At 73.1% G+C, this 25,239-nt stretch carries 18 protein-coding genes, 1 pseudogene and 1 riboswitch; of the genes and pseudogenes, 9 read left to right on the top strand and 10 right to left on the bottom strand.

Annotation, left to right across the window (positions count from 1 at the left end; genetic code table 11):
• Nucleotides 1-17 precede the first annotated feature (17 nt).
• On the bottom strand, nt 18-938 hold the full coding sequence (locus J2S58_RS03195; RefSeq protein ID WP_205255594.1) for an ABC transporter permease: 921 nt from the start codon (nt 936-938) through the stop codon (nt 18-20).
• Nucleotides 935-4,018 (bottom strand): alpha/beta fold hydrolase, encoded by a 3,084-nt coding sequence (locus tag J2S58_RS03190; protein WP_205255593.1) that lies wholly within the window; start codon nt 4,016-4,018, stop codon nt 935-937. The genes J2S58_RS03195 and J2S58_RS03190 overlap by 4 nt, the downstream gene beginning before the upstream one ends.
• A gap of 221 nt (nt 4,019-4,239) precedes the next feature.
• Between J2S58_RS03190 and J2S58_RS03185 the strand changes: the two genes are divergently transcribed.
• Entirely contained in the window at nt 4,240-6,234 is a 1,995-nt protein-coding gene (locus J2S58_RS03185; RefSeq protein WP_205255592.1) for a S9 family peptidase, read from the top strand.
• 45 nt (nt 6,235-6,279) lie between these two features.
• Here the strand turns inward: J2S58_RS03185 and J2S58_RS03180 are convergent, their stop codons facing one another.
• Genes J2S58_RS03180 through J2S58_RS03160 form a run of 5 tightly spaced genes read right to left on the bottom strand, consistent with a single transcriptional unit; the run spans nt 6,280 to nt 10,515 of the window.
• The gene (locus J2S58_RS03180) at nt 6,280-7,212 is read right to left on the bottom strand and encodes a linear amide C-N hydrolase (RefSeq protein ID WP_205255591.1); all 933 of its coding nucleotides are present in this window, start codon (nt 7,210-7,212) and stop codon (nt 6,280-6,282) included.
• A gap of 54 nt (nt 7,213-7,266) precedes the next feature.
• Complete coding sequence (locus tag J2S58_RS03175; protein WP_205255590.1) at nt 7,267-8,259, bottom strand: hypothetical protein; 993 nt, start codon at nt 8,257-8,259, stop codon at nt 7,267-7,269.
• Nucleotides 8,256-9,092 carry a phosphoenolpyruvate hydrolase family protein gene (locus J2S58_RS03170; RefSeq protein ID WP_205255589.1) on the bottom strand — a complete coding sequence of 279 codons (837 nt, stop codon included), beginning with the start codon at nt 9,090-9,092 and terminating at the stop codon, nt 8,256-8,258. Before J2S58_RS03170 ends, J2S58_RS03175 begins: the two co-directional genes overlap by 4 nt.
• Nucleotides 9,089-9,637, bottom strand: coding sequence for an SIS domain-containing protein (locus J2S58_RS03165; protein ID WP_205255588.1), 549 nt, complete (start codon nt 9,635-9,637; stop codon nt 9,089-9,091). The genes J2S58_RS03170 and J2S58_RS03165 overlap by 4 nt, the downstream gene beginning before the upstream one ends.
• Nucleotides 9,634-10,515, bottom strand: coding sequence for an NADP-dependent phosphogluconate dehydrogenase (locus J2S58_RS03160; RefSeq protein WP_205255587.1), 882 nt, complete (start codon nt 10,513-10,515; stop codon nt 9,634-9,636). The genes J2S58_RS03165 and J2S58_RS03160 overlap by 4 nt, the downstream gene beginning before the upstream one ends.
• Before the next feature lie 179 nt (nt 10,516-10,694).
• On the opposite strand from J2S58_RS03160, the gene J2S58_RS03155 reads away from it, so the two are divergent.
• The 5 genes from J2S58_RS03155 (at nt 10,695) to J2S58_RS03135 (ending at nt 16,914) form a co-directional block, all read left to right on the top strand.
• Complete coding sequence (locus J2S58_RS03155; protein ID WP_205255586.1) at nt 10,695-12,191, top strand: aminotransferase-like domain-containing protein; 1,497 nt, start codon at nt 10,695-10,697, stop codon at nt 12,189-12,191.
• Entirely contained in the window at nt 12,184-13,140 is a 957-nt protein-coding gene (locus J2S58_RS03150) for an ROK family protein (RefSeq protein WP_205255585.1), read from the top strand. The genes J2S58_RS03155 and J2S58_RS03150 overlap by 8 nt, the downstream gene beginning before the upstream one ends.
• The gene (locus tag J2S58_RS03145; RefSeq protein ID WP_306826334.1) at nt 13,079-14,320 is read left to right on the top strand and encodes a Gfo/Idh/MocA family protein; all 1,242 of its coding nucleotides are present in this window, start codon (nt 13,079-13,081) and stop codon (nt 14,318-14,320) included. Before J2S58_RS03150 ends, J2S58_RS03145 begins: the two co-directional genes overlap by 62 nt.
• 87 nt (nt 14,321-14,407) lie before the next feature.
• Nucleotides 14,408-15,439, top strand: a complete 1,032-nt coding sequence (locus tag J2S58_RS03140) for a zinc-dependent alcohol dehydrogenase family protein (RefSeq protein WP_205255583.1) — start codon at nt 14,408-14,410, stop codon at nt 15,437-15,439.
• A 56-nt stretch (nt 15,440-15,495) separates the two neighbouring features.
• On the top strand, nt 15,496-16,914 hold the full coding sequence (locus J2S58_RS03135; protein ID WP_205255582.1) for an FGGY-family carbohydrate kinase: 1,419 nt from the start codon (nt 15,496-15,498) through the stop codon (nt 16,912-16,914).
• 24 nt (nt 16,915-16,938) lie between these two features.
• Here the strand turns inward: J2S58_RS03135 and J2S58_RS03130 are convergent, their stop codons facing one another.
• Both J2S58_RS03130 and J2S58_RS03125 read right to left on the bottom strand, forming a co-directional pair.
• Nucleotides 16,939-17,613: an MBL fold metallo-hydrolase gene (locus J2S58_RS03130; RefSeq protein ID WP_205255581.1), complete on the bottom strand. Its 675-nt coding sequence runs from the start codon at nt 17,611-17,613 to the stop codon at nt 16,939-16,941.
• 64 nt (nt 17,614-17,677) lie between these two features.
• On the bottom strand, nt 17,678-18,781 hold the full coding sequence (locus J2S58_RS03125) for a Gfo/Idh/MocA family protein (RefSeq protein ID WP_205255580.1): 1,104 nt from the start codon (nt 18,779-18,781) through the stop codon (nt 17,678-17,680).
• A gap of 107 nt (nt 18,782-18,888) precedes the next feature.
• Here J2S58_RS03125 and uvrA point away from each other — a divergent pair.
• Nucleotides 18,889-21,795: pseudogene (uvrA, locus tag J2S58_RS03120) on the top strand (excinuclease ABC subunit UvrA); the annotation flags it as partial.
• 358 nt (nt 21,796-22,153) lie between these two features.
• A riboswitch (guanidine-III (ykkC-III) riboswitch) is annotated at nt 22,154-22,218 on the top strand.
• 11 nt (nt 22,219-22,229) lie between these two features.
• Nucleotides 22,230-22,544 (top strand): DMT family transporter, encoded by a 315-nt coding sequence (locus J2S58_RS03115; protein WP_205255578.1) that lies wholly within the window; start codon nt 22,230-22,232, stop codon nt 22,542-22,544.
• A 100-nt stretch (nt 22,545-22,644) separates the two neighbouring features.
• On the opposite strand, the gene J2S58_RS03110 is transcribed toward J2S58_RS03115, so the two are convergent.
• Nucleotides 22,645-23,547 (bottom strand): helix-turn-helix transcriptional regulator, encoded by a 903-nt coding sequence (locus J2S58_RS03110; protein WP_205255577.1) that lies wholly within the window; start codon nt 23,545-23,547, stop codon nt 22,645-22,647.
• A 163-nt stretch (nt 23,548-23,710) separates the two neighbouring features.
• Here J2S58_RS03110 and J2S58_RS03105 point away from each other — a divergent pair, with 163 nt between their 5' ends.
• Complete coding sequence (locus J2S58_RS03105; protein ID WP_205255576.1) at nt 23,711-24,940, top strand: MFS transporter; 1,230 nt, start codon at nt 23,711-23,713, stop codon at nt 24,938-24,940.
• Nucleotides 24,941-25,239: the final 299 nt, after the last annotated feature.

Raw genomic sequence — 25,239 nt, 5'->3', positions numbered from 1 at the left:
CCCGGGGCGGCTCGGGATCAGCTGGTGATGTCCTTGCGACGGAACCGGATGACCGCGATCGTCCCGAAGATCACCGCGTAGAGCAGGCTGATGCACCCGCCGCGGATCATGTCGTCCCAGCGCACCGGGTCGACCAGCGACCCGGTCCAGGCGAAGGAGTAGTGGGTGGGCAGCCAGTCCCGGATGCCGCCGAGCGCCTCGATCTGGTTGAGGATCTGCGACACGATGGAGATGAGCACCGCGCCGCCGACCGCGCCCAGCGGGGCGTCGGTGAGCACGCTGAGCATCAGCGCCAGCCCCGCCACCCACGTCAACTGCACCGCGACGTAGCCCACGATGAGCGCCAGCCGGACGAGGGACTGTCCGAAACCGAACTCCTCGCCGACGGGTGTCTGCAGCGGTCCGGTGCCGTAGGCGATGGACCCGACCACGAGCGCCGTCACCGGGAGGATGACCAGGGCGATCAACGACAGCAGCCCGGCGACCAGCACCTTCTGCCGCAGGAGGCGGACCCGGGGAACGGGCATGGCCAGCAGGTACCGCAGGGACGACCACGACGCCTCGGAGGCGATGGTGTCCCCGAAGAAGAGCGAGATGACGACGATGAGCAGGAAGCTGGCCGAGAAGAACAGGGCCACGATGGCGAAGTTCACCGCGCCGGAGGTGGCCAGGTCGACCAGCGAGACCGATCCGCCGGTGCTGGAGTCGCCGAAGGCGAACGCGATCACCAGGATGAGGGGCAGCAGGACCATCAGCCCGAGCGCGAACTGGGTGCGTCGCCGACGGAGCTGACGGCTCAGTTCGACGCCGACCCGCAGGGTGCGATCGGGGCGGTACCCCTGGGGCGTGCCCTCGTCGGTGACCGGGACTGAACGGTCGAGGGTGTTCATGGCGGCCACCGCGGCGTCGGCCGAGTGGTCCCTGCGGACCGGGCTCATACCCGTGCTCCTGTCTGGTCGCTGCTGCTTCCACCCGGCGTCGGCATTGGGGCTGAGCCCGTGCCGTCGCCGTTCTCCCCGACGAGGTCGAGGAAGACGTCCTCGAGCCGGTTCCGCGGGGCCATGCTGTTGACCGCGATGCCCGCACCGACGAGCGCGGACAGCACCCGGGACGGCGGGGTGCGGTCGAGGTCGGCCTGGACGCCGGCCTCGGTCACCTCGACGCCGGTGATGCCGAAGTCGTCGCGGAGCAGCGCCGCGGTCCGCTCGGCGTCGTCCACGGCGAAGACCATCTCCCCGGACGAGGACACCAGTTCGGCCACCGTGCCGGCGGCGATCGTCCGGCCCTTGTTCACCACGACCACGTGCGAGCAGGTCTGCTCGACCTCGGAGAGCAGATGGCTGGAGACGAGCACGGTCCGGCCCGTGGCGGCGTACCGCCGGAGCACCTCCCGCATGGCGTGGATCTGCGGCGGGTCCAGCCCGTTGGTCGGTTCGTCGAGCAGGAGCAGTTCGGGCAGGCCGAGCATCGCCTGGGCGATGGCCAGCCGCTGGCGCATGCCCTGCGAGTACGTCCGGACCCGTCGGTCGACGGCCTTGCCGAGGCCGGCGATCTCCAGTGCCACGTCCATGTGGGCGTCCTCGGCGGGGCGGCCGGTGGCCCGCCAGTACAGGTCCAGGTTGGCCTTGCCCGACAGGTGCGGCAGGAACCCCGACCCTTCGACGAAGCTGCCGATGCGGGAGAGGATCTCGGCCCCGGGGGCGATCCGCCGGCCGAAGACCCGGATCTCGCCGGCGGTGGGTGCGATCAGCCCCATCACCATGCGCAGCGAGGTGGTCTTGCCGGCGCCGTTGGGTCCGAGCAGGCCGAGGACCTGGCCGGCCTCCACCCGGAAGGAGACATCCTGCACAGCGGCGACCCCGCCGGGGTAGCGCTTGGCCAGTCCGACGATGGACAGCGGCACGTCCACCAGGGCGGGGTCGATGTCGGCAGCACGTCGGCGCACCCGGCCTCCGAGGGCCAGGGCGAGCACCACGACGACGGCCAGCACGATCAACCCGACCAGGTAGCCGATCGGGATCTCCGACGCGGACACCCGCGTTCCCTGCACCTCGGGTGCGCTGAGCGTGCGGGCCGCCGGCCCGTCGGCCACCGCCGTGTCCGACAGGGCGATGCGGTAGGCGGCGGGCGAGGTCGGGCCGGCGAAGGCCTGGTCGGTGGTGGAGAGACTCACCTCGACGGTCGAGCCCGCCTCCACCTGGAACGCGGTGGCCGGCAGGTCGACGGTCACGTCGACGGGGGTGCCGTCGGCCGGGAGGTCCGTGATGCGGATGGGCGCCACGGCGCCGCCGGCCAGCGTGCGGGTGCCCCCGGCGGTGACCTTGGCCAGGGAGGCGAAGAGCACCGCGCCGTCGGTCGACGGGTCGGCGCCGGAGAGCGACGGGACCGGGAAACCGGAGACCGAGACGGTGACCCGGGGAGTGCCGGTCAGGATGGTCAGCGCCGTCATCGGAGCGGAGCTGAACCGGGCGGTCTGCCCGGGCAGGCCGCCGGCGAAGGTGGTCAGCGCGGTCGAGGCCAGCCCGCTGAGGCCGGGCAGGGTGGAGATGCCGGCCGGGACCCCACCCGGGGGGTTGACGGCGAACTGCGGATCGCCGGACAGCGGGATGTCGAACCTGTCCGTCGTTCCCCCGGTCAGTCCCGGGTAGCTGTCGGCCTGCAGGGTGCGGCTGCGGGCGCTGCCGGTGTCGCTGACCGGGCCGTCCACGGTGTACCGGAAGGCGGTGGACGGCTCGGTGCCGGTGCCGGCCAGGTAGTAGCGGAACCAGTCGGTGATCCGGTTCTCGGTGGCGGTGTCGGGGGACCCGCCGTCGTGGCCGCCGTTGTACCAGCTCACCGCGACGGTCGCGCCGTTCGCGGCGATGGCGCGGGCGTTCGCGTCGGCCTGGTCGAGGCCGAACAGGGTGTCCCGTTCCCCCTGGACGAGCAGGGTGGGGGCGGTGATGTCGCCGACCACCTGGGCCGGGCTGGACCGCTCCAGGAGGGTCTGCAGCTCCGGGTTGATGCGTCCGGTCTCGGCCGCCTGGGCGTAGGCGGCGCACAGCGTGAGCATCAGCCGGCCGCAGGTGGGGGTCGCGGCGGATGCGCCGGGGATCTGTCCACCGGAGGACGGAGTCGCTGCGGCCGAGGTCGTCGGGGCGGCGGAGGTCGGGGCATCCCCGGCGGAGCTCGGAGCGGCAGCGGGGTCGCCCTCCGTGGGTTCGGCGGTGGGCGCGGCGGATGCCGACGACTCGGACCGACGTCCCCCCACGAAACCGCTGTCGCCGCTGTCGCCGGAAGCGATGGACTGGCCGGACAGCGACACCCCGGTGGTCACCGAGGTGACCAGGGCCGAGGCCCAGAACTGCTTGAAGACCCCGTCGGTGGAGCCGGTGGCTGCGGCCGGGGTCGCGGCGGTGAGGTCTCCGTCGTCGGCCTGGGCGTTGGGGAACAGGGCCTGGGACAGGTCGTTCCAGGTGATCGACGGGGCCAGCGCGTCGATCCGGGGGTCGGTGCCGGCGAGCATCAGCGACAGTGCACCGCCGTAGGAGGCACCGGTGACCCCGACCCGGGGGTCGTCCGGGCCGTCCTGCTGCACCTCCGGCCGGGCGGCGAGCCAGTCGACGAGCCCGCGTGCGTCGGCGATCTCGTAGTCCAGCGAGTCCAGGCCGATCTGCCCGGTGGAGTTGCCGAACCCGCGTGCCGAGTAGGCGAGCACCACGAAGCCGGCTCGGGCCATGTCCTGCGCGTCGGCGGCCACGGACCGCTTGGACCCCCCGAAGCCGTGGGCCATGATCACCGCCGGCGCCGGGGTCACCGCGGGCAGGTAGAGCGTGGCGTCGAGGTCGACGGGAGTGTCGACGCCCGGGCCGCCCGCAACGGTGATCGTCTCGTCCTGGGACGCCACCGGCGTGGGGGCCGAGGACGGCCACACGGCGACGGCCACGACGATCAGCAGCACCAGGACGACGGCGGCGGCGGCGATGCGCCGCGCCGGGGTGTGCAGGACGCGCCGGACGGTCGCCGGGACGCCGCTCACCGGTCGGCTCGACGGGCGGTGTGCTGAGGTGCGGGATCGATCCCCGCCGCGGTGAGCGCCATGGCACCAGAGTGCCATGACCCACCGACGGCCCCGGTGACCGAACGGTCCTGGTCAGCCGGGTGACCTCGCCGGACCGGCGGGCGGGCGGACCGGATCGCCGGGCCGGGTATCGGCGGGCTCGGGCGGACGATGTCGGGCCCGGTGGTTAGCGTGAGGGCGTGCATCCCACCGATCTGCCCCTGTGGCGAACCCCCGGCCGCCCCGTGCTCACCCCGGACGGGCAGGTGGTCGTCGCGGTGGCCTGGCCCGACCTGGCGGCGGACCACACGGCCGGGGTGCTGCACCGGCTCAGCCCGGGAGCCGGCGACGGCGACGGCCGGGGCACGGCCGCGGACGTGGTGTTCACCGCGGGCCCGCGCGATTCCGATCCGGTGATCGCGCCCGACGGGCGGACCCTGCTGTTCCGGCGGGCCCCCGCCGCCGGCCCGGCCCAGGTGTACGTCATGCCGGTGGACGGCGGCGAGGCCCGGGCGGTGACCGACGAGCCGTTGGGGGTGCGGTGGGCACGATTCCTGCCCGACGGCCGGGTGGTGTTCGCCGCGCGTGTCCCGGAGGCCGGGCGGTACGGCACGGCGGAGGGTGTCGGCCCGGACGCGGAACCGGCTCGGCTGGTGACCCGGCTGAGCTACCGGTCGGACGGTGAGGGTTTCGTCATTGACAAACCCGTCCAGGCCTTCCTGGTGGATCCGTCCGACGGCGTCCCGGGCGACCCGGTGCCGTCGGCGGTGCAGCTCACCGACGAGCCGCTGGGGATCCGGGACCTGACCGCGGGTGTCGACGGTGACGTCCTCTACACGCGCCCGACCGCCCCGGACGCGGCCACCGCGGAGATCGTCCGGTTGGCCGCCCCGCTCGGGGGTGCTCCGGCCGAGGGCACGGTGCTGCCGTCCGTCGGCAACGCGGGCGACCCGGTCGCCTCGGGTGACCGGGTGTACTTCGTGGCCGCCGACTTCACCGGCCACGACGCCAACGGTCGCACGGTCGGCCTGTGGTGGACCGACGGCGGTGAGCCGGTCCGGATGACCGACCCGGAGACCGTCCAGGTCGACCGGTCCGTCGGGGCACCGGTCGTCGTGCCCGGTGGGGTCCTGGTCGCCGTGCAGGACCGGGGGACCGTGGGGATCCGCCTGGTGCCGGACGGGGCGGTGGGCGCCCGGTTGGACGATCTCCCGATCGTGCTCGCCGGTCCCGTCGTCCTGGGTTTCTCCGCCGCCGAGGGCGATGGGCCCACGGCCGGGGAGTGGATGGTGGCCGCATCGGTCTCCGACACCCGTTCGGCCGGCGAGGTCGTGACCGTGCGCCTGACCGGTTCGACCGACTCGACTCCGGTCGCCGATGCGAAGACGTGGACGGACTTCAGCGCCGGACTGCGGGAGGCGGGCCTGCGGGAGCCGATCGAGCTCGACGGTTCCGGGGCGGACGGCTACCCCGTGCACGGCTGGCTGCTGCTGCCCGACGGTGACGGCCCGCACCCGGTCCTGCTGGTGGTGCACGGCGGGCCGCACGCGGCGTACTCACCGGCGGTCTTCGACGAGGTCCAGGTCTACGCGGCCGCCGGATACGCCGTGGTGTACGGGAACCCGCGTGGTTCGTCCGGTTACGGCGAGGAACACGGACGCACCGTGCTGGGGCGGCTGGGCACGGTGGACGTGGCCGATGTGCTGGCCCTGCTCGACACCGCCCTCCAGCGCACCGATCTCGACGGCGACCGGGTGGGTGTCATGGGTGGCTCCTACGGCGGGTTCATGACCTCGTGGCTCGCCGCCCACTCCCCGGAGCGCTTCGTGGCCGGCATCAGCGAGCGGGCCGTCAACGCCTGGGACTCCTTCGCCGGGTCCAGCGACATCGGCTACCACTTCGCCACGTCCTACGTCGGCGCGGACCGCGACAATCGCTGGCGCATGTCCCCGCTCGCGCACGCCGACCGCATCGCGATCCCGTTGTTCATCATCCATTCCGAGCAGGACTGGCGGTGCCCCGTCGAGCAGGCCCAACGGTTGTTCGTGGAGCTCTCCCTGCGGGGTGCGCCGACGGAGATGCTGCTCTTCCCGGGGGAGGGACACGAGCTGTCCCGATCGGGCCGACCGCGCCACCGCCTGCAGCGGTTCACCGCGATCCTGGCCTGGTGGCAGAAGCACCTGCCGGTCGGCTGATTCGACCGACCGGGGGTCGGGTGCCCCGCCGGGCGACCGGCGGGCTCAGTACGTCAGCGCCGCCGGAGCGAGTGAACCGCCGATGTCCCCGACCAGCCCGGTGCCGCGCGGGTCCAGGGCCATCACGCCGGGGGCGTCCAGCTCGTTGAGGTCGACCCAGGTGAGGTTGGGGCTCTCGGTGGACCAGAAGTAGTACACCCGGTCGGCCAGATTCGCTCCCGCGGTCCACCAGGTCGGGTAGACCCCGCCGTTGTCGGCGTAGGGCGACCCGGCGGGGACGGCCACGTTGTTGGCCAGGCTGAACACCCGGGCGGTCGCCTCCTCCACCGAGGTCGGCTCGGGCAGGTAGTGCAGGAAGTAGTTGGCCCGGACGAACCGGTCCAGCGACGAGATGTCCCCGGGCGGGGGCAGCTCCCCGCCGAACGGTCGGTAGCGCTCGAGGTTGGCCAGCTGCTCGTCGAACGACGGGGAGTTGGCCATCACCGGGAAGTGCCGTCCGTGGTGGACGACGAGCCTGCCGTCGAGCGGCTCGAGGATCGCGGAGTCGCCACTGGGGTCCTCGACCGCGACGTGGCAGCCCATCTGCTGACCGCGGAAGGGGATGGACACGATGCGGACGTCCGCGGCGGCGGCGACCACCTCCGCGACGGTGGCGAAGCTGTCGAGGATGTACTGCACCCACATCAGGTTGCTGACCGCGGGGCGGTCGTCGGCCGGCTCCCATTCGGAGACGTCGAGGTAGAGGGCGTGGGCAGCCAGCCCCTTCTCGTTCATCCCGTCACAGGTTCCCGAACCCCACATGCTCAGCGCGACGGACCGGTACCGCGAGGTCCAGCTGAGCAGGGCCGGGTCGCCGCAATCGCGCGTCAGCCCGGCCGGCAGGCTCCACAGGTCGGGCTCGTCGCTGATCGCCCAGTCCATGGTGCGGGACACCACGGGCGCCATGGGGTTGTCGGACCAGAAGATGCGGGTGCACATGGGTTGAGCATCGATCACCCCGGGTGCGGGGCCGGTGAAGCGGCCCGCCCGGGCTCAGCCGGTCGGGGTCGGCCGGAACGGGTCGGAGACCCGGCTGACCGCGGCCAGCAGGTCGGCGGCGTCGCCTCCGGTGATGGCGGCCAGCGCACAGCTCCAGCCGGCGAGGAAGTAGAGCCAGCCGTCCTCGGTGGGCACGCCGGCCTCCCGGGCCTGGGCCAGGAAGGTCAGCGGGCCGCGGTAGTTGAAGTCCCAGGCGAGGCTGCCCGTCGGGAAGGCGGCCGCGTCCGGCAGGGGGGAACCGGGGGCGGTCTTGCCCAGGCCGGTCGCGTTGATGATCACGGTGCCCGGCGCGGCGGCGCTGGTGAGGGCGGCGTACTGCGCCGGGTCACGGGCCAGCACGGTGGCGAAGCTGTCGGCGGCGATGCCGCAGCGTTCGGCCACCTCGCCGATCTCGGCCAGCGCGGCCTCGCGGCGGCCGACGACGGTGAGCGCCCCGGTGCGGTCGGCCGGCATGGGGACGGCGTGCCCCGCGGTCAGCGTGGCCTCGATGTCCAACCGGGACCGCAGCAGCAACGCGATCGCCGAGCCACCGGAACCCAGGCACAGGGCCGGCGCGGCCGGGCCGGCCGCTCCACCCAGCGGGGCGTCGAGGACGGCGAGCGACTGGGCGTCCCGGGCGAAGGCCGACACCCCGCTCCGGGTGTCCAGCGAGTTGACCTCGTGGGTGAGGCCGACCAGCGGGTCGGTCCGGTCGAACAGGTCCGAGCACGCCCGGTACAACCGCAACTTGTGGCTGGTCACCACGGCGCCGTGCACGTCCGGGTTGTCCCGCATGGCCTCGACCAGCGCGCGGAACGGCGCCGGGTCGTCGGTCTCCGGCAGGTCCACACCGCGGAGTTCCGCATCCGGGGCGAAGAGCGCGGCCCAGGTCGGGAACGCCTGGTGCACGGCCGATCCGCCCGTGCTGACCCCGACGAACAGATACAGCGGCGCTCCGCGGTGGGCGGCCACCTCCGGGACGGTGAGGACGGTGCTGCCGGTGGTCATCGGGTCTCCTGGTCAGGGGCGGGTCGGACGGGCGGGGGAGTCCGGGTGGGTGGGTGTTCGGCCGAGTCGTCCGGGTCCAGGGCGGTGCGCCAGGCGGTCAGCACGGTGCCGACGTCGACCCCGGGCGGGCGGGACTCGAAGGCCGACGCCCCGAAGAATCCGGTGATCCTGGCCCGTTCGGCGCCGGGCAGGGCGGTGAGCAGATCGACGAGATCGTCCGGCCCGCGCAGGTTTCCGCCGTGCAGCAGGACCCCGGTGGACGGGACGGCGGCCAGTACCCCGGCCACCACGTCGGCCGCGGTCCGGCTCGGGTCGCCGGGGTGCCCGGTGATCCCCAGGTGCAGCACGAGACCGGTGGCGCCCACCTCGTGGGCGGCGACGGCGGAGGCGGGGTCGAAGACGTACGCCCAGGCCTCCAGGCCGCGGGCCCGGGCGGCGGCGAGCAGATCGATCTCGGTCCGCAGGCCGAGGCCGGATTCCTCCAGGACGGCGCGCACCGGACCGGTGAACAGGCCCACCGTCGGGGCGTTCAGCACCCCGACGGCACCGAGAGCGATGATGCGGTCGAGCATGTCGTCCGCGGGCAGCAGGCCGTCGTTGGCGCAGACGGTGGCGACGACCGGGACGGAGCCGGCTGCGGCGACCACCGACGGCAGTGCCCCCAGGGTCTGCTCGTTGGCGCTGGCCCAGGGGAGCAGTCCGGCCACGGACGGCAGGCCGCGCTGTCGGTACACGCTGGAGTGGTAGGCGACGATGCGGTCGACCCCGGCGGCGGCCAGGTCCCCGGCGAAGGCGCCGTCGGCCGTGGCGGCCAGCAGCATGGAAGGGCTCACGACAGGTTGGCGTGCCGGCGGTCCAGCTCGGCGGTCGGCACCCCGAGGGCGGTCTGCACCGCGCGGCACAGGACGTCGCCGACGACCAGGCAACCCTGTTCGAACAGCGAGCCGGCGTGCTGCTCGGTGGCCACGCCGTTGCGGACGGGCAGGACCACGGTCCAGCCGGCGAGATCGGTCAGCGGGGTGCCGGAGGCGGTGGTGACCACCGCGACGCCCGCGTCCTGCTCCCGGGCGGTCCGGGCCTGTGCGGTGATGGATCCGCTGCCGCGCGCGCTGAAGCAGACGAGCAGGTCGCCCGCGGCGATGCCGGGCGTGGCGATCTCGCCGACGGCGAAACTGGCCAACCCGATGTGCATCATCCGCATGGCCACCGCCCGGGCCATCAGCCCGGAACGGCCGGCACCGGTGAAGTAGACCCGACGCGCCGCGAGGACCGCGTCGCGCAGGGCGGCCAGTTCGTTCTCGTCGACGGCGTCGGCCAGCGCGACCAGTTCGGCGGCCGCGGAACGCAGGGCGGAGCCGACGGACAGGGGCACGGTCATGACTTCTGGCCTCCGATCTGGGCGCGCGCCGCGGTCAGCAGCTTGTTGCCGACCTGGTCGCTGCGACTGGCGAAACGGGCGTGCAGGGCGGCGGTCATCACCGGCGTCGGGACGGCCAGCCGGATGGCCTCCTCGGCCGTCCAGCGTCCCATCCCGGAGTCCGAGATGCGGGTGCTGACGTCCTCGAGATCGGGGTTGTCCTGCAGGGCGGTGACGATCTGCTCGAGCAGCCAGGACCGGATGGAGCTGCCGCCCTGCCAGGCCTGCATCGCGGCGACCCGGTCCACCTCGGGGTGGGCGCTGAGCAGCGCGAACCCCTCCGCGTAGGCCTGCAGCACCCCGTACTGCACCCCGTTGTGGAAGGCCTTGACCAGGTGTCCGGCGCCGACCCCACCGACCCGGGAGGCTCCGCCGTCGGTGCCGAGGGCGGCCCACAGCCAGGCCAGCTCCGCGTGGTCGGCGGGCTCGCAGCCGACCATCAGCCCGTAGCCGTTCTGCCAGCCCCACTGGCCTCCGCTGACCCCGACGTCGGCGAAGCGCACCCCGTGCTCGGCCAGGGCGGCCGCGTGCCCGGGTGCATCGCGGAAGTCGCTGTTGCCCCCGTCGACGACGAGGTCGCCCGGCTGCAGCACCTCACCCAGGCGCCGGACCGTGGCCCGGGTGATCTCGCCCGCGGGGAGCATCACCCAGACCACGCGGGGACCGGTGATCAGCTCCAGCAGTTCGGCGGGGTCGGCGGCGGTGCGGGCACCGTGCTCCCGGGCGCGGGCCCGGGCCGCTTCCTGCAGATCCACGCCCACCACGTCGTGGCCGGCCCCGACCAGGCGTCGGATCATCCCGCCGCCCATCGCGCCCAGCCCGATCAGGCCTATCTGCATGCTCGCTCCTGTGTGTCCGGTGGTGCCGGCGACGCTCCGCCCCGCCCTGGTCCCGCTCGTCCTACGTGGACAGGTGGCTTGTCCAACCAGCCACCAATCGCCATCATGGTGGCTCCCGGGCGACCCAGACAGAGCCAATCTGGCCCGATCGACCCGAATTGGCAGGTCCGGAGGTGGGCGTGAACGTCCTCGAAGCAGTGGGTGGCTGGTCGGGAAACCCCGGCCCGCTCTACCAGCGGCTGGCGCAGGCCATCGCGGCAGCGGTGTCCCGGGGGGATCTCACCCCGGGCACGGTGCTGCCGCCGGAACGGGGTCTGGCCGCATCCCTGGCCGTCGGGCGCAGCACGGTGGTCGGCGCCTACGACCAACTGCGCAGCCAGGGCGTGCTGGTCAGTCGACGGGGCAGCGGCACGTGGGTGGCCGGCGCCGACCGGGACGCCGGTGCGTCCGGGCGCGGTCCGGACGGACGCGCGAGCGCACCGGCCGCCCTGCCGACCGCGGCGCTGGACACCTCGTCGGTGATCATCGACCTGGCCACCGCCCGGCTGCCCACCGCCACCGCGGTCCGGGAGGGCGTCGGCGCCCTGGGCGGCGATCTGATGGACCATCTGCTGGAAAGGTCCGGGTACTCCCCGATGGGTCTGCCGGAGCTGCGGACGGCGGTCGCCGACCGGTTCACCGAGGAGGGGCTCCCCACCGCGGTCGACCAGGTCCTGATCACCACCGGGAACCAGCAGGCCCTGGCCCTGCTCACCGGCCTGTGCCTGGGGCCCGGGGACACCGCACTGGTCGAGGATCCGACCTCCCCCGGCGTGCTGGACCTGCTCCGGTCCATGCCGGTGACGCTGCGCAGCACGCGTTCGCTGGCCGGGGCCGGGGCGGACCCGCTCATCGCGGCGATCGGCCGGAACCGCCCGGCCCTGACCTACCTGATGACGGCCGGCGGCCCCGAGGGCCGGGTGGTGCGGGACACCGATCTGCTGCACGTCGGGTCGGCGCTGGCCGGCGTCGACGGGGTGGTCGTCGAGGACACGTCGTCCCGGCACCTCGCCCTCGGACCGCTGCCGCCGTACCTGGCCGCGCGGACCGCCTCCGAGCAGGTGGTGACCATCGGATCGATGAGCAAGGTCTTCTGGGGCGGTCTGCGGGTCGGCTGGATCCGCGCCAACGAACGCCTGGTCCAGCGGCTGGCCCGGGCCAAGGTGCGTGCGGATCTGGGCACACCCCTGCTGTCGCAGGCGCTCTCGGTGTGGCTGCTGCAGCGGCTCGCCCAGGTGCGGGACGAGCGGGCCGCCGAGCTGCGCGCGAAGCTCGCCGCGGCGGCGCCCGTGCTCGCCGCCCACCTTCCCGGGTTCTCCTGGGCGGAACCCCAGGCCGGGGTCACCCTCTGGCTGCGGATGCCGCACGGTACGTCCGGGCCGTTCGCCGAGCTCGCCCGTCGGCACGGGGTGGCGGTCGTGGCCGGCGACTCGCTGTCCGCGGACGGCGCGGGGGACGGCTTCGTCCGCGTCTGCTTCGGACTTCCCCCGGCCGTCTTCGCCGAGGGGGTCCGTCGCCTCGGCCGCGCCTGGCAGGACCACGACCGGACCGACCGGGCGGGCGGCGCGACTGCGGACGAGTCCTTCGGGGTGTCGGTGTCGGCCGTGCGCGACTACGGGGTGACCCTCCATGGCTGAGCCGCGCCTGCCCGGCGGCACCGCTGCCCCGGTCGTCCCCGCTCCGGTGCCCTCCGGGCCCGGCTCGGGTCCGGTGCTGGGCATCGACCTCGGCGGCAGCACGCTGCGGTCGCTGGTGATGGACCCGTCCGGTGCGGTGTCCCGGACCACCCGGGTGCTGCTGCCCGACGCCCCCGCGGACCGGGTGCGCGCCCTGGTGTCGCTGGCCGCCGCGCACCGGGACGAGGTGGCCGCCGTGGGGGTGGCGATCGCCGGGACGGTGCGGGGCGGGGTGGTCACCTGGTCGGCCAATCTGGGGGTCGCCGACGTGGACGTCGGATCGCTGCTCGGTGCGGCCACCGGCGTCCCGGTGCAGGTGCTCAACGACGCCCGGGCCGCCGGCCTCGCCGAGGCCCGGCTGGGCGCCGGTCGGGGTGCCCGGGCGGTCCTGGTGGTCGCCGTCGGGACGGGGATCGGCGGCGCGATCGTGCTGGACGGCCGGGTGCTGGACGGCACCGGCGACGCGGGGGAGATCGGCCACATGGTGCTGGACGCGGCCGGCCCGCCGTGTCCGTGCGGGCGGTCGGGGTGCTGGGAGGTGCTGGTCGGCGGCCGAGCCCTGGCACGCGCGGCCGAACGGGTCGTCGGCCCCGGTCCGGGCGGGGACGTGATGACCCGGTGGGAGGCCCGGGTGGAAGACGGCGACCCGGCCGCCACGGAAGTGCTGACCACGGCGGCCGGGTTGTTCGCGACCGGCGTGGACAACCTGTGCGCAGTGCTCTCCCCGGACGTGCTGGTGCTGGCCGGCGGGGTGATGGCCCGGGGTGGCGCGGTGGCCGGCGCCTACCGCGCCGCCCTCGACGGACTGCGCTGGACGGCCGGGACCCGGGTGGTCGACGCCGTCACCGGTGACCGGGCCGGTCAGCTGGGAGCCGCACTGCGCGCGGCCGATCTGCTCCCACCCGGGTGAGCCGACCGGCACCGTCCGGGCGCATTCGCAGTCCAATCGATCCGTTTTGGACCTACTGCCCGGACCAATCCCGGGCCACCATGGCGGAGCAGGGTGCGGCGTCGTGCGCCGCCCGGCCCCTCCGGGGTGCCGTCGCCGGCCCGCCAGGACACCACTCGAGGAAGAGATCACCGTGCGCGTTGGGATTGTCGGAGCCGGACTCCGCGGAAGCATGTTCGCGAACGCCCTGCAGCAGGTACCCGAGATCGAGGTCGCCGGCGCGGCGGAACCGAACACCGCGGTCGCCGAACGGTTCGCCACCGAGTTCTCCGTGCCCACCTTCGCCTCCGCCACCGAGCTGTACGACGCCGGGGTCGACGCGGTCATCGTCGCCACCCCCGACTTCGCGCACGAGGAGCCGGCCGTCGAGGCGGCCCGCCGCGGCCTGCACCTGCTGATCGAGAAGCCGTTGGCCACCACGATGGAGGCCGCGAACGCGATCGCCGCCGCGGCCCGGGAGAGCGGATCCCTGGTCGTCGCCGCGTTCGAGAACCGGTGGAACCCGGCGTTCCTGGAGGCCAAGGCGGCGGTGGCGGCCGGACAGGTCGGCGACGTCATCTCCCAGTCCGCGTTCCTGTCCAGCACCACCCGGGTGCCCACCCGCATGCTGTCCTGGGCGGCGAAGACGTCGCCGACGTGGTTCTTCATGTCGCACACCGTCGACCTGGCCATGATGTTCGCGAACCAGCCGGTCGTCGCCGTCTACGCCAAGGGCAGCAAGCGGGTGCTCGCATCGATGGGCATCGACACCCTGGACGGCGTGCAGGCCATGCTGACCTTTGCCGACGGCACCACCGCCCTGCTCGACTCGACCTGGGCCCTGCCGGACAACCTGCCCTCGCCGTTCCCGTTCCGCTTCGAGGTCCGGGGAACCAGCGGGTCCGTCCTCATCGACCAGACCAACCAGAGCGTCGCCATCTCCGGCCCCGAGGGCTACGTCTGGCCGCGGACGTACTTCCCGACCGCCGACGGCCGCTTCCACGGCTTCCCGTCGTGGATGGCGCACGCCTTCGCCGACAACATCCTGGGCCGTTCCGCCCCCGAGGTGTCCCTCGAGCACGCGCTGGCCGTCACCGAGGTCCAGGTCGCCATCGAGACGTCCATCGCGCAGGGCCGCGAGGTCACCCTTCCGCAGGGCTGAGCCCGCCCACGCCGCCCGGCGTACCTTCCTCCCCGGGGCCCCCACCCCGTCCCGGCTCCGACATCCCGCACACACGAACGGACAGACATGCGCGCAGTGGTCTACACCGAGCCCGAGAAGTTCTCCGTCACCGAGGTCCCCGACCGCCCCCTCGCCCCGGGCGAGGTGCGCATGGAGAACGTCATCGTCGGCGTCTGCGGCACCGACGCCCACCTGCACATCGGTGAGTTCGGTCCCGTCTACCCGCTGACCCCGGGCCACGAGATCGTCGGCCGGATCACCGAACTCGGTGAGGGCGCCCAGGGTTTCGCGATCGGTGACCTGGTCTCGGTGGACAACACCATCTACTGCTTCGCGTGCCCGCCCTGCAAGCGCGGTGACTTCCTCTGGTGCCACAACGGTGTCGCGCTCGGCGTGCAGGCCCCGGGTGGTTTCGCCGAGCACACCATCGCTCAGGCGACCCGCTGCTACCCGATCGGGGACCTCAGCCTGGAGGCCGCCGCGCTCATCGAGCCGACCGCCTGCGTCGTGCACGGCCTGGACCGGATGGACATCACGCCGGCCGACGACGTGCTGATCATCGGGGCCGGCCCGACCAGCCAGATCCTGGCCCAGCTCGTCGGGCACGGCGGCGCGGGCAGCGTCACGGTCGCCGCGCCCAACGCGGCCAAGCTGGCCGTGGCCAAGTCGCACGGGGCGAACCACACCGTGCTGGTGGACCGCAACGACTTCGCCGCCTCCGCCGACGAGCTCCGCGCCATCGCTCCCGAGGGCTTCGACATCGTCATCGACGGCACCGGTGCGATCTCGGTCCTCTCGGAGCTCATCCCGTTCGTCAAGTCCTGCGGGACGCTGATGGTCTACGGCATGGCCGGTGAGGAGGAGACCATCTCCATCAAGCCGTTCGAGCTGTTCCGTCGGGAGATCACCCTGCGCGGTTCCTTCGCGCAGAGCTACGAGTTCGCCCGCGCGATCAAGCTGCTGCAGGGCGGCAAGGTCGACCCGACGGGCATCATCACCCACAGCTTCGGTCTCGACGAGTACGCCGATGCGCTCGGTTCGCTGCGCCGCCCCGAGGTCCTCAAGGCCGTCATGTACCCGAACGGGCCGCAGGACTGATCACCGGATCGCGGGTCGACGGCGCTCCCGCGCGTGAACCCGCCGGGGGCGCCGTCGTGCTGTCCCTGGACATCGGCAGCACCGGGGTCCGGGCCGCCCGGTTCGCCGACGGACGTCTCGGCCCGGTGCACGAGCGCCGCTACCGCACCGCCGCCCAGGCGACGAACGGTCGACCGGACCCGGCGGTGGTGCTGGCCACCGTCGTCGACCTGCTCGACGGCATCGATCCGATCGCGGTGCGGGCGGTCTCGGTCTCCGTGCAGTGGCAGACCCTGCTGGCCGTCGACGCCGACGACCGGCCGCTGGGCGACGTGCTCACCTGGGAATCGACGGTGCCGGCCGCCGACCTCGCCGAGGTGCGGGACGCCCTGCGGGGGGTCTTCTCCCGGGAGACCAGCGGCACCTATCTGCACAGCAGCTCCCCGGTCGCCGCGGTGCGCACCGTGTCCGTCCCGGGTACGGCCCGGCTGACCGACCTCGCCGGTTGGCTCACGCGCCGGTTGACCGGGCGGGACGTCGGCTGGAGTCCGGTGATCGCCGCGGCCAGCGGACTGTGGGACCGGTGGGCGGGCGGCTGGACCAGCCCGGTGCTGAGCGCACTCGGGGTGGACGAGCACCGGCTCGGTGGGGTCTGTGCGCATCCGGTCCACCCGCGGCTCGGGTCGTGGGCGGCGGGGTGGGCGCCGGCTGCCGCCTGGCTGCCGGCTCTCGGCGACGGGCTGTGCCACAACCTCGGCCTGGGTGCCGTCGGGCCGGGGGCCACCGCGCTGACCGTGGGGACGTCCGGCAGCGTGCGGGCCCTGCTGCCCGGTTCGCCCGCGGTGCCCGACGGGCTGTGGGCCTTCCGGGTGGGGGAACGGACCACCGCGGTGGGCGGTGCGGTGACTTCGGCGGGCAACGTCCTGGAGTGGGTCACCGGCTTCACCGGGACGCCGGTCCCGTGGGCGTCCTTCGACGGCGACCGACCCGCTCTCCCGGACGTCCGGGCCGTCCCCGACGTGTACGGCCGACGGGGACCGGACTACCCCGACGGGGTGTTCGGCGCGGTGTCCGGGCTGTCGCCGGGCAGCACTCCCGCCGACCTGGTGCGCGCCTTCGCGGTGGACATCTGGCGCCCGTTCGCCGTGCTGCAGGCCCTGCTGGACTCCGTGACCGGGGGCGATCCGGACTCTCCGGTGACCGCGGCGGGCGGCGTCCTGCGCCGGCACCCGGCGGCGGCACAGCTCGCCGCCGACGCGCTCGGTCGGCCGGTGCACCTGCTGGACGAGGCGGAACCGGCCCTGCGGGGTGCCGCACTGGTCGCCGCGGCGTCCCTCATCGCACCCGTCGACGGCGTTCTGGCCTGGGTCGACGCGGCCGCCCGGTCGGTCGCCGACGAGGGGCCCGTTCGGCCGCCCACCGTCCCGGCTCGGACCGTGTCACCCCGGCCGGCCTGGACGCGGGCCCTGCGGGAGCGGTGGTCGCAGCCCGGCTGAGACCGGTGTCACCCAGGATCGCGGTCACCAGCCGCGGGCGCGCCACTCGGCCAGGGACGGCCGTTCCCGACCCACCGTGGTGTCGTCCCCGTGACCGGGGTAGACCAGGGTGTCGTCGGGCAGTGCGTCGAACACCCGCTGCTCGAGATCGTCCATCAGCGAGGCGAAGTCGGCGGGGGAGTTGGTCTTGCCCGGCCCGCCGGGGAACAGCGAGTCGCCGGTGAACAGGTGGGCGGGCCCGTGCGGGTCGCGGTACAGCAGGGCGACCGAACCCGGGGTGTGCCCGCGGAGGGCGATGACCTCGAGCTGCTGCCCGCCGAAGGCAACCGTGTCCCCGTGGCCCAACGGGACGTCGATGGTCTCCGGGATGTCGGCCACGTCCGCGGCGCCGGCGAGGAGCCGCGCCCCGGTCCGCTCGGCCACGGCAGCCAGCGCCTCGCGGTGGTCCCAGTGGGAGTGGGTGGTCACCACGGCGGTCACCCGACGCTCGGGCACCGCACCGATCATGGCGACGATGCTCTCCACGTCGTTCGCCGCGTCGATGAGGACGGCCTCGCCGCTGTCCCGTTCGACGAGCAGGTAGGCGTTGTTGTCCATCGGGCCCACCGACAGCTTGGTGACGGTGATGCCCGTCAGCTCACGGGTGACGGGGTCACCCTGGGGGTCGACGTGGCCGGTGTAGGCGGGCGCTGCGCTCATGTCCGCGACGGTATCGCCCGGCCCCGACGGTGGCACCGCGGGGCCGGGCGATCTCCCGCCCCCGTCAGAGGCTGACGACGACCCGTTCGGCGGAGGACACCCGGGCGGCGTCCAGCACCTCGGCGGTGTGCACGGCGTCGGTCGCCGGCACCGGCGGTGCGGAGCCGTCCCGGATCGCGGCGGCCACCGCCGGGTAGAAGGTGTCCCACCGGCCGCGCTCGCTCGGCCAGGCGCGCAGGTCCTCGCCCTGCGAGCCCTGCGCGAGGGTGCCCCAGGCCGATTCCGGCTCGGTGCCCCAGGCGTCCCCCAGTGAGGCGGGGGAGCCGCCGTTCTTGAGCTGCTCCTCCTGGATGTCGAAGCCACCCACGACGTACCCGGCCCGGGTCCCGTTGACCTGCATGCGGGCGCCCTGCGTGGCCGACACCATGCCGGCCGCGACGGTGGTCCGTACCCCGGACTCGTGGGTGATGTGCAGCTCGATGTCGTCCTCGGCGCCGGCGCCCGGCCGCAGCGTGCGGAGCTCGGCGTGCACGGTGGCGGCCCTGCCGAACAGGCTGAGCGCCTGGTCGACCAGGTGCGGCCCCAGGTCCACCAGGGTCCCGCCGCCCTCGGCGATCGAGCTGCCGTGCCAGGAGTCCTTGAGCGGCCGGAAGCGTTCGATGCGGTTGGTGAAGGTGTGCACGTCACCCAACGTCCCGGCGGCCAGCAGGGCCTGCACGGTCAGGTAGTCGGAGTCCCAGCGACGGTTCTGGTAGGGCACGATGACCCGCCCGACGGCGGCGGCGTGCTCGACGAGCCCACGGGCGTCCGGAGCGTTCAGCGCGAACGGCTTGTCCAGCACCACGTGCAGACCCAGGTCGAGGGCCTGGTGGGCCAACGGGACGTGGGTTCCCGAGGGTGTGGTGATGGTCACCCCGACGACACCGAGGCCGGGCAGGGCATCCAGGCCGTCGACGGTGGTCGCGGCCGGGGCGTCCTGCGCCACCTCCGCCCGGCGCTGCGCCGAGGTGGTCGTGACGGCGACCAACTGCAGGTCGGAGGCCGACAGCAGCAGCGGACGGTGGAAGGTGCGCCCTCCGCTGCCGTAGCCGACCAGTCCCCAGCGCAACGCTTCGGCGGTCGGATCGGTGACGTCGGGGGTCGCGGACGGCGTGGGGGCGGCGGTCATCGGGCCATCGTGCCGTGTCCCGGGCGTCCCGGCAGCCCCGGGTGCCCACCCCGGTGATCCGCGCGGGTGAGGACTGTCGGACCCCGCGCCTACCATGGCTCAACGTGATGGATCAGTTGATCGTGCGCGGCGCCCGCGAGCACAACCTGCGGAATGTCGACCTCTCCCTGCCGCGTGACGCGCTCATCGTCTTCACGGGTCTGTCGGGGTCGGGGAAGTCCTCCCTGGCCTTCGACACCATCTTCGCCGAGGGCCAGCGGCGGTACGTGGAGTCGTTGTCCTCCTACGCCCGGCAGTTCCTGGGGCAGATGGACAAGCCCGACGTCGACTTCATCGAGGGCCTGTCGCCGGCGGTCTCCATCGACCAGAAGTCGACCTCCCGCAACCCCCGGTCCACGGTCGGCACCATCACCGAGATCTACGACTACCTGCGTCTGCTGTACGCCCGCATCGGGCACCCGCACTGCCCCGTCTGTGGTGAGCCCATCGCGAAGCAGACCCCCCAGCAGATCGTCGACCGGGTGCTGGAGATGCCCGAGGGCACCCGGTTCCAGGTGCTGGCCCCGGTCATCCGGGAACGCAAGGGTGAGTACGTGGACCTGATGGCCGAGTTGCAGGCCAAGGGGTACTCCCGCGTCCGGGTCGACGGCACGGTCTACCCGCTGACCGAGACGCCCACGCTCAAGAAGCAGGAGAAGCACTCCATCGAGGTGGTCGTCGACCGCCTGGTCAACCGGGAGACGGCCAAGCAGCGCATCACCGATTCGGTGGAGACCGGCCTGCTGCTGGCAGAGGGCCTGGTCATCCTCGACTTCATCGATCTCGAGGAGAACGACCCGGACCGCGAGCGTCGGTACTCCGAGCGCCTCGCCTGCCCGAACGACCATCCGCTCGCCCTCGACGAGCTGGAGCCCCGGGCGTTCTCGTTCAACTCGCCGTTCGGTGCCTGCCCGGACTGCGCGGGCCTGGGTACCCGGATGGAGGTCGATTCGGAGCTGATCGTCCCCGACCCGGAGCTGTCGCTGGCCGACGGGGCCATCCACCCCTGGAACCAGGGTGCGTCGTCGGACTACTTCGTCCGCCTGCTCGAGGGATTGGCCGCCGCGCAGGGGTTCTCGATGAAGACCCCGTGGCAGAAACTCCCCACCAAGATCCACAAGGCCGTGCTCAACGGGACGACCGACCAGGTCCACGTGAAGTACCGCAACCGGTTCGGGCGGCAGCGGTCGTACTACGCCGAGTACGAGGGTGTCATCCCGTTCCTGGAACGCCGTGCGGCGCAGACGGACTCGGATTCCGCCCGGGAGAAGTACGAGGGGTACATGCGGGAGGTGCCCTGCCCGACCTGCCTGGGCACGCGCCTCAAGCCGGAGATCCTCTCCGTCACTCTCACCCATGCCGAGCAGGGCGGCGTCAGCATCGCCCAGCTCGCCCGGATGTCCATCCGGGACGCGGCCGCCTTCTTCCCCGGCCTGGTGCTGTCTCAGCGCGACCGGATGATCGCCGAGCGCGTGCTGAAGGAGGTCGACGCCCGCCTGGGCTTCCTGCTCGATGTCGGGCTGGACTACCTGTCGCTGGACCGCGCGGCCGGCACCCTGTCCGGTGGCGAGGCGCAGCGGATCCGGCTGGCCACCCAGATCGGTTCCGGGCTGGTGGGCGTGCTGTACGTGCTGGACGAGCCGTCCATCGGGCTGCATCAGCGGGACAACCACCGGTTGATCCAGACGCTGACCCGGCTGCGCGATCTGGGGAACACCCTCATCGTCGTCGAGCACGACGAGGACACCATCCGCACCGCGGACTGGGTCGTCGACATCGGCCCGGGCGCCGGTGAGCACGGCGGCAACGTGGTGGTCTCCGGCACGGTCGCCGATCTCGAGGCCAACCCGGAGTCGGCCACCGGTCAGTTCGTCTCCGGGGCCCGGTCCATCCCGGTGCCGGCGAAGCGACGGCCGATCGACAAGCAGCGCAAGCTGACCGTGGTCGGGGCGCGGGAGCACAACCTGGCCAACGTGACGGTCGACTTCCCGCTGGGCACGCTGACCTCGGTCACCGGGGTCTCCGGGTCGGGCAAGTCCACGCTGGTCAACGACATCCTGTACGCGGTGCTGGCGAACCGGATCAACGGTGCCCGGATGATCCCCGGCCGGCACACCCGGGTCACCGGCCTGGACCACGTCGACAAGGTGGTCGGCGTCGACCAGTCGCCCATCGGGCGCACGCCCCGGTCCAACCCCGCCACGTACACGGGTGTCTTCGACCACGTCCGCAAGCTGTTCGCCTCCACCACCGAGGCCAAGGTGCGCGGGTACCAGCAGGGCCGGTTCTCGTTCAACGTGAAGGGCGGCCGCTGCGAGGCCTGCTCGGGCGACGGCACCCTCAAGATCGAGATGAACTTCCTGCCGGACATCTACGTGCCGTGCGAGGTGTGCAAGGGGGCCCGGTTCAACCGGGAGACCCTGGAGGTCCACTACAAGGGCAAGAACATCGCCGAGGTGTTGGACACCACCATCGAGGAGGCCGCGGAGTTCTTCGAGGCGATCGGCCCGATCCACCGGCACCTCAAGACCCTCGTCGAGGTCGGTCTGGGGTACGTGCGCCTGGGCCAGTCCGCGCCGACGCTGTCCGGTGGTGAGGCCCAGCGGGTCAAGCTGGCCAGCGAGCTGCAGAAGCGGTCCACCGGTCGCACCGTCTACGTGCTGGACGAGCCGACCACCGGGTTGCACTTCGCCGACGTGGAGAAACTGCTCAAGGTCATCAACGGGTTGGTCGACAAGGGCAACACGGTGATCGTCATCGAGCACAACCTCGACGTCATCAAGACCTCCGACCACGTCATCGACATGGGGCCCGAGGGCGGATCCGGCGGCGGTCGCCTGGTCGCCGAGGGCACCCCGGAGCAGATCGCGAAGGTCGCCGACTCCTACACCGGGCAGTTCCTCGGCCCCATCCTGCAGGGCCGGCAGCCCACCGCGGTGAGCGCCGGTGCCGGCTCGACCGCGGCATCGGGGAAGCGGACGACCGCACCGAAGCGGACGACCGGCGGTGCGTCGAACGGGGCCGCCACGAACGGGGCCGGGGCGAACGGCTCGTCCACCAACGGCTCGGCCGCGAAGGGTTCGGCGAACGGATCGACGGGAGGCGGAGCCACGAACGGTGCGCCGACGGGGGCACCGGTCACGGTGCCGGCCGGTGCACCGGCCGACGAGGAGGCGCAGGCGGCGGCCAAGGCGGCGCTGGCCAAGGCGCGGCGTCGGGCGGCCAAGCTGCGCTGAGCGCCGCCGTCAGGCGCCGGGTCGACCACGGCGTCGACCGGGCCCGGTCAGATCGGTCACCACAGCTGGTGACGCCGTACCCGGTGTGACACGGTGGATCTCGAGCCCAGCAGGCTCCCGGACGAGCGGTGCCGTACCCGGAAAGCGACAAGACGGCTGCCTGGGAGGCTGTCATGTCGTGGATCCTGCTCGTCCTGTCCGGGGTGCTGGAATCGGTCTGGGCCACCGCACTCGGCCGGTCGGAGGGGTTCACCCGGCCGGTGCCGACGGTGGTGTTCGGCGTCGCCCTGCTGCTGAGCATGGCCGGGCTCGCCGTTGCCATGCGCGATCTCCCGATCGGTACCGCCTACGCGGTCTGGGTCGGTATCGGCGCCGTGCTGACCGTCGCCTACGCGATGGTCACCGGGACGGAGACGGTGTCCGTGCTCAAGATCGTCTTCCTGGTCGGCATCGTCGGCTGCGTGGTGGGTCTGAAGGCCCTCCACTAGTCACTCCGACGGCTCGAGCCGTGGACCTGGCACGCCGCTCTCGGGGGAGGCTCGGGCGGTCACGCCGGGAGCGGCGCGGGCTTGGGCCCGGGGGCGGACGTCACGGCGTGCCCTCGACGGGCGCGTGGATCCGCCGGGTCGGTTCCGGCGCTGTCCAGGACGCGAGGAGGTCCAGGGCGTGCGCGGTCGCCGAATGGGGTTCGGCCGCGTACAGGGTCAGGGTCAGGCCGGGATCGGCCACCATGTCCATGCTCTCGTAGGCCAGATCGAGATCACCGACGTCCCGGTGGTGGAAGCGCTTCGTCCCGGCGCCGTGGGTGCGGACGTCGTGGGAGTTCCAGCGGCGCGCGAAGTCCGGGCTGCGGGTGGACAGCTCGCCGACGAGGTCGTGCAGATCCTTGTCGTGCGGATCGCGACCGGCCTCGGTGCGCAGGATGGCGACGGCGACCCCGGCGGCGGTGTCCCAGTCCGGGTAGAACTCCCGGGCTGCGTCCTGGTGCAGGAAGGTGAACCGCACGAAGTTCGGGTGCTCATCAGGGTCGGGGGCGGTCGCGTACAGCGCGTCGTGCATGGCCCGGCCGAGAGGGTTGGTGGCCAGCAGGTCCATCCGACCGTTGCGGACGAGGGCGGGCGCGGTGAACCGGTCCAGTGCCCACAACAGGGACGGTCGCGGTGTCCACCGCCGGCCGGGACGAACCCGGGCGCGCATGCCGGCACTGGTTCCGTCCGCGGCGTGCGCGAGGTGGAACAGGTGCGCCCGTTCGGCGTCGTCCAGCTGCAGGGCCCGGGCCAACGAGTCCAGGACGGAGGCCGAGGCGCCGCCCAGCGCCCCCCGCTCCAGTTTCGCGTAGTACTCGACGCTCACGCCGGCCAGGACGGCGACCTCGGTCCGGCGCAGACCCGCGACCCGACGACCGCCGGTCGTGGGCAGACCGGCCTGCGTGGGGGTGATCTTGGCGCGGCGCGAGATGAGGAAGTCGCGAACCTCGGATCGGTTGTCCACCCGAGGGACGCTACGTCGACCCGTGTCCCCGTGGGGTGCTCTGTCGGTGCACGCCACGGCAGGGGCTCCCCGCCTGCGCGCCGCGGGCGTCGACTGCGAGGGACAGGATCCGCCGGCCGCCACCGACCGGCTCGGCCCGCACGACCTCAGGAGATTCCGACCCGTGCCCGCTCTCGATGAAACCGGTGCCCGCGCCCCGTCGCCCGTCCGGGGAACCCCCGAGACCCGCGACACGACCGCCGATGCGACGTCCCGACTGCCGTGGGCCGCGCTGCTGGTGATGGCGTTCACCGGGTTCCTGCTCATCACCACCGAGACGATGCCGGCCGGCCTGCTCGCCCGGATCGCCGCCGGCCTGGGTACCTCGGAGGGCACGGTCGGTCAGTTCGTCAGCGCTTACGCCCTCGGCACGATCCTGGCCACCGTCCCGGCGATCGCGCTGACCCGCGGCCTGCGGCGCAAGCCGGTGTTCGTGGTGGCGGTCACCGGAGTCCTGCTGGCCAACACCGTGACCGCGGTCTCCTCGGACGTGGTGCTCTCGCTCGGGGCACGGTTCGTGGCCGGTGCGTTCTCGGGACTGGCCTGGGCCATGCTCGCCGGTTACGCCCGCCGCATCTCGCCGCCGACCCTGGCCGGCCGGGCCCTGTCCATCGCCTCGCTGGGTACCCCGATCGGCCTCGCGGTCGGCACCCCGTTCGGAGCGTGGCTGGGCGCCACCCACGACTGGCGCTGGTCGTTCGGGATCCTGTCCGTGCTGGTGGCGGTCGCCCTCGCCCTGACCTTCGTCCTCGTCCCGGACGCTCCCGGTCAGCAGGCCGAGACCCAGCTGTCCATGGCTCGGGTCCTCGGCCTCCCGAGCGTCGCAGCGGTTCTCGTGGTCATCGTGGCCTGGATGGTCGGCCACAACCTCCTCTACACCTACATCGGTCCCTACCTGCGGACGGCGGCCGACGGTCTGGCGGTCGAAGCCGCCCTGGTGACCTTCGGGGTCGCGGCCATCGTCGGTGTCGCGATCACCGGCGCGCTCGTCGACCGCGCCCTGCGGCCACTGCTGCTCGCGAGCATCGGCCTGTTCGGCGGCGCCGGGGTGATCATGCTGGTCGGACACTCGTCGACCGTCGCGGTGCTGTTCGCCATCGTCCTGTGGGGCATCGGTTACGGCGGAGCCGCCACCCAGCTGCAGACCGCGATCAGCAACGCCGCCGGCCCCAACGCCGACATCGCCAACTCCCTGCTCGGCGTCGCGTTCAACCTCGCCATCCTCGCCGGAGGGGTCGGCGGGGCGCTGCTGCTGGCCGCCGGGGGCCTCGTCCTGCCCGCGGTGATGGCCGCTCTGGCCACCGTCGCGCTGGTCGTGGCCGTCCGGGCCCGCCGCGCCTTCCCGGTCGGCTGAGCCCCCGCCGGAACCATGCGGTCCGTCCGGTCCGCCCTGGTCCCGGACGGACCGCGGGGGCTGGGGTGGTCACGGCTACAGAAGCACGCGGCGCCACCGCCCGTTCCCGACCGTGCGCGATCGTCGGCCGGGAACCATCGGCCGAGAACGTCCCCGCCGGACCATCAGCACGACCGGACGAGCACCCGCAGCGGTAGTAGTGGACGGCCAGCAGAGCTCGTTGCCGTCGGCGAAGGCGGTGTCATGCGGTCGGCGCAGTGTGCACGGAGCCCCGGGGCCCGGGTCGCAGGGGCCCGGAG

Source organism: Nakamurella flavida, assembly GCF_030811475.1.
Lineage (GTDB): Bacteria > Actinomycetota > Actinomycetes > Mycobacteriales > Nakamurellaceae > Nakamurella > Nakamurella flavida.
The sequence above is the reverse complement of the archived record's forward strand: the minus strand, read 5'-3'. Positions and strand labels throughout refer to the sequence as shown.